Origin of the sequence: Anaerovibrio sp., assembly GCF_024697385.1 — a bacterium.
Classification (GTDB): Bacteria; Bacillota; Negativicutes; order Selenomonadales; family Selenomonadaceae; genus Anaerovibrio.
In genome coordinates this window covers 1-4,365 of record NZ_JAILFV010000152.1, presented here as the reverse complement: position 1 = coordinate 4,365, position 4,365 = coordinate 1, and the positions used below count along the sequence as shown (strand labels likewise).

Genomic DNA, 4,365 nt, shown 5'->3' with positions numbered 1-4,365 from the left:
TTAGGCTGTTTTACATCCTCTTTCTTTTCCTCTGATGCCACCTTAATATTCAACCTCCATATTGAACCTAGTTATAACGACATTGTTCAAATTATTCTTTTAAAAAAAGAATAGTCTTCCACTTGGTGTTTCAACGAGGCGAGAGATATACTCATCACCTACTATAAAAAAATATAATATTTTTTTTCATTATTCAATAGCGAATCAAAAACTGATGAAAAAAAACAAAAAGTGGTAGGGTCAAACCCGTAATTTATTAAAATCGAACAAAAAACCCCGACCAGATGACCCAGTCAGGGTTAAAAAAACATCACCTAACGACTATCAAAAAATATTTATCAGATAAGATTTTTCTCCCATCAACATTAACTACTTGTCAAAAATAACCTTCATCATAAAAGTCGATACTGCCCTTGCCTATTGACAACTATTTCTGCCAATAATCCAGCGGGGTTTTCAAATTAATGCTCTCTGCATAAAATACAGGATTTTCCCCTGAATCCCGCTGGGATTCATAATCGCGCAGACAGCCCATGGCCGTCCCACCCAAGATAACGATAACCGGCAGGTTGATTATGGTCATGCATCCCATAAGTACATCGGCCAAATCCCATAAAAGTCCCATGCTTAGTCCAGCGCCAACAAATATCACCGCGCAGGCCAAAATGCGGTAAACTGTCATAAACAGCTTGCCAGGAACCGAACCATTAACATATGCCAGACAATTATCCACATAATAAAGGTTACCCAAAAGAGTTGTAAATGCAAACAACAGCATGGATACAGTCAGGAACGCACCTGCGCCTGTACCAATGGTAGCATCCAAGGCTGCCTGCACATATGGTGCCCCTGCTAATTCCTTGGTTGGCTCCACCCCTGAGCTCATGCACATAAATGCTGTAGCCGTACAGAGAAGCATGGTATCAATAAATACTGAGAACATCTGCACCAGCCCCTGCTTGACAGGATGAGATACATCTGCAGCAGCTGCTGCATTTGGTGCAGAACCGACACCGGCCTCATTGGAATACAGACCACGCTTGATACCATACATTACACAGGAACCTGCAAAACCACCAAATATTGATTCAAAATCAAATGCCTGTGTGAATATAGTAGAAAAAATGTCCGGCAGCATACCTATATTCATCAAGGTTACGATAAGGGCCACAATCACATACAACAAGCCCATAATAGGCACTAAGGTTGATGTTGCCTTGATGATTCGTCTGCCACCGCCAAAAATACACCAGCCTACCAACACTGCCAGCAATCCACCTATCAACCACGGAGTGCTGCCAGGATCATAAAAAGAAAAAGATGAAAATGTTGACTGAAGATTGTAGGCACACAGCATATTGAACCCAACACCATAGGTCATTATCAGGGCCAAGGCGAATATTATTGCCACGAATCTATTTTTCAGGGCATTTTCGATATAATAGGCAGGACCGCCATAGCTACCGTGTTCACCGCGTTTTTTATAAACCTGGGCCAGGGTACTCTCCACAAAGGCACTGCCACCGCCCAAAAAGGCTGCAACCCACATCCAAAACATGGAACCAAAGCCACCCAGGCAAAGAGCTGTAGATACACCAATAATATTGCCTGTACCCACGCGGGAGGCCGTGGAAACCATCAGTGCCTGAAAAGAGGAAACACTGTGCTTATCATCCTTTTTTTCCATGATTACCTTAAGTGTCTCTCCAAAGAGCCGTACCTGTATAAACCTTGTCCTCAAGGTATAATACAGTCCAACTCCCAACAGCATAATAATCAACAGCTTACCATACATGAAATTAGAAATTTCACTTACCAATGCTTCCACCATTTAACAACCATCTCCTTTTTAGTTATATATTCCCTCATTACTCAGGGAAAAAGTCCCTTAATACATCCGGGTTCTCCTTTTTCCCGAAATATGACCCCATTAAAAACAGCACCAACGAACAGGTAATTCCTATGGTAATTTGATGAAGTCCCATTATTTTAAAACCCATCCCCTGTGCCATACAATACAGTAATGTCCCGCCAAACATGGACAGCATAGCTCCTGTCTTATTTGCTCCGCGCCAATACAGCCCTAATAGCAATGTCCAGAAAAATGCGGTTTCCAATCCACCAAAGGCAAACATATTAATCAACCATATAAGACTTGGAGGCGTCAATGCTATGACAAATACCAGTGCCCCCAAAAAAGCTGTTGCCAACATGGATAAAAGGCGCAGTTTGGCATCCGCCGGTCGTTTCCCTTTCCGCTCCTGACGATGCAGGTACACATCCTTGATAATGGCTGATGAACCAACCAGCAAAAGACTGCTTATGGTGGAGATACTTGCTGCCAAAGGACCGATAATGGCAATGCTGGCCAGGGTGGATGGCATGGCAGTTACTACAATACGGGGAATAATGTTGTCTGCACCACCGTATTGAGTCAGCTCCCCGCTGAGTACTCCCTGTCCAAGTATACCGGTAAGATTAATGCCTATATTCATAAATCCCACCACAAAGGTTCCTATCAACATGGCCCGTACCAAGCTCTTATTGTTTTTGAATGCCAGTCCCCGAACCACTGACTGAGGCAGTGCAATAGTACAAATACCTACCAGTATCCACTGGGTAAGATAAAGCCCATATGGCATCTTCCCCCCTGATAAAGGCTCAAGCATTTCAGGATGCCGGCTGCCGATATCAGCAATAATATTGTAGTATCCGCCACCGCTTTCCAGTACATAATATACCAGCATGATGATACCTACCATCATCATAACTGCGCAGCAGGTATCTGTAATGGCCACTGCCCTGAAGCCACCTATGGTGGTATATACCACAACCATCAGGCCAAAAAGAATCAACCCTGTGACATAGCTGTATCCTGTCACCGCCTCAAATAGCTTTGCCCCGCCAACGAACTGTGCCACCATGGTCGCACAAAAAAATATGACTATAATAAACGCTGATAGCTCCGCCAACAAATTTGAATCGTATCTGCGCCGGATGATGTCAATAACTGTTACCGCATCAAACTTTCGGGCCAACAGTGCCACACGCTTGCCAAATATCCCCAAGACCAGAAACACTGCCGTCACCTGTACCACAGCCATATATACCCAGCCAAAGCCAACATTCCAGGCGACACCAGGTCCTCCCACGAAGGAGCTTACTGAACTGTAGGTTGCCACTGTGGTCATTGCCAATACAAAACCACCCAGATCACGATTTCCGATAAAATATGTACGGACAAAATTATTCATCAGTCCGGAATGCTGCTGCTGATAACGGATAAATACACTGATACCTATCATAAATGCCATATACCCCAACAGAGGCAAGAGCTGTCCAAGATCCCCATTCATGATTTGTCCTCCTCTCCGGTTGCGTCCAGATCGAAGTCCTTAAACACAAATGCAGTCAGGAGCTTTACCAAAATCATGGCAAAGATCCAGACCCCCACGGTCCCGCCTACAGCCCATATAGGCAATCCAAAAATCTTGATATCAACATCGGACAGGCCAAAGCCTGCTACCAGCCAAAACAGGATCAGTACCACGAGGGTTATCCCTGTCCACATGGCTTCTTTGCGTATCTGGAGATACTTTTCTTTTTCTGTCATAACAATCCTTTCTGTAGAACCCAACCCTATACTAGCCATAAAAACAGCTGATTGGTGTCCTCATACAGGATAGATTATACTATGCAAACAGCTTATAGGCAATAAATTAGGCTTATTCAATGATAGTTCCGGGCTGCCAATTAACTTGGGGCATAATTCCCATTGCATATAGCTACCTACTTTTCCCTGTTCCCTGCCTGAATGCCTCAAAAATCTCATCTATCTCCGGCCCAGTGAGCTGATATCTCTCCATCAGTTTATCCGCCAAGGCCTTAATGGCAGGTTTTCCTTCCCTGATTATGGTCAGGGTAGTCTCGTATTCCCGCTGAATTATATCATTGGCCTCAGAGTAAACATCCACGGCAGCAGGACTTACCGGCAATGCTTCCCACGGGATATATGCCCGTATTTTCTTGCCCATGCCCATGTTATTCACCATTGTAATTGCCAAAACAGTGGCATTTTCCAAATCTCCCCGTATTCCGGCATTGATGCCTTCATCCTCACCGAGGAAAACAACCTCTGAGGCCCGGCCTGCCAACATCATGCGGATGCGATTAAGGTAATATTGCCGCGTATAGTTCTTGCTCACCTTGTCATCGAACTTTGCCTTGGTATAGCCACCATAATCTTCCCTGCCTACTATAGTGACAAAGGAGGATTCTTCACCGGTACGCCAAAGCATATAAGCGTGACCGGCCTCGTGAACAGCCGTGGAAAAATAATCTATCTCATCCCATTCACGCTTTTGA

3 protein-coding genes and 1 pseudogene are annotated in these 4,365 nt (G+C 44.4%); all 4 read right to left on the bottom strand.

Annotation, left to right across the window (positions count from 1 at the left end; genetic code table 11):
* Positions 1–427 precede the first annotated feature (427 nt).
* Positions 428–1,831 (bottom strand): alanine/glycine:cation symporter family protein, encoded by a 1,404-nt coding sequence (locus tag K6C05_RS08360; RefSeq protein ID WP_296733575.1) that lies wholly within the window; start codon positions 1,829–1,831, stop codon positions 428–430.
* Between the two features lie 37 nt (positions 1,832–1,868).
* The gene (gene panF, locus K6C05_RS08355; RefSeq protein WP_296733573.1) at positions 1,869–3,356 is read right to left on the bottom strand and encodes a sodium/pantothenate symporter; all 1,488 of its coding nucleotides are present in this window, start codon (positions 3,354–3,356) and stop codon (positions 1,869–1,871) included.
* Complete coding sequence (locus tag K6C05_RS08350) at positions 3,353–3,652, bottom strand: YhdT family protein (RefSeq protein WP_296733572.1); 300 nt, start codon at positions 3,650–3,652, stop codon at positions 3,353–3,355. The genes panF and K6C05_RS08350 overlap by 4 nt, the downstream gene beginning before the upstream one ends.
* Positions 3,653–3,785: 133 nt before the next feature.
* Positions 3,786–4,365: pseudogene (locus K6C05_RS08345) on the bottom strand (hypothetical protein); the annotation flags it as partial.

What these genes read in the sequence shown, in the direction of transcription:
- K6C05_RS08360 (WP_296733575.1), bottom strand. Translation starts at nt 1,831, where the DNA reads ATGGTGGAAGCATTGGTAAGTGAAATTTCTAATTTCATGTATGGTAAG.
- panF (WP_296733573.1), bottom strand. Translation starts at nt 3,356, where the DNA reads ATGAATGGGGATCTTGGACAGCTCTTGCCTCTGTTGGGGTATATGGCA.
- K6C05_RS08350 (WP_296733572.1), bottom strand. Translation starts at nt 3,652, where the DNA reads ATGGCTAGTATAGGGTTGGGTTCTACAGAAAGGATTGTTATGACAGAA.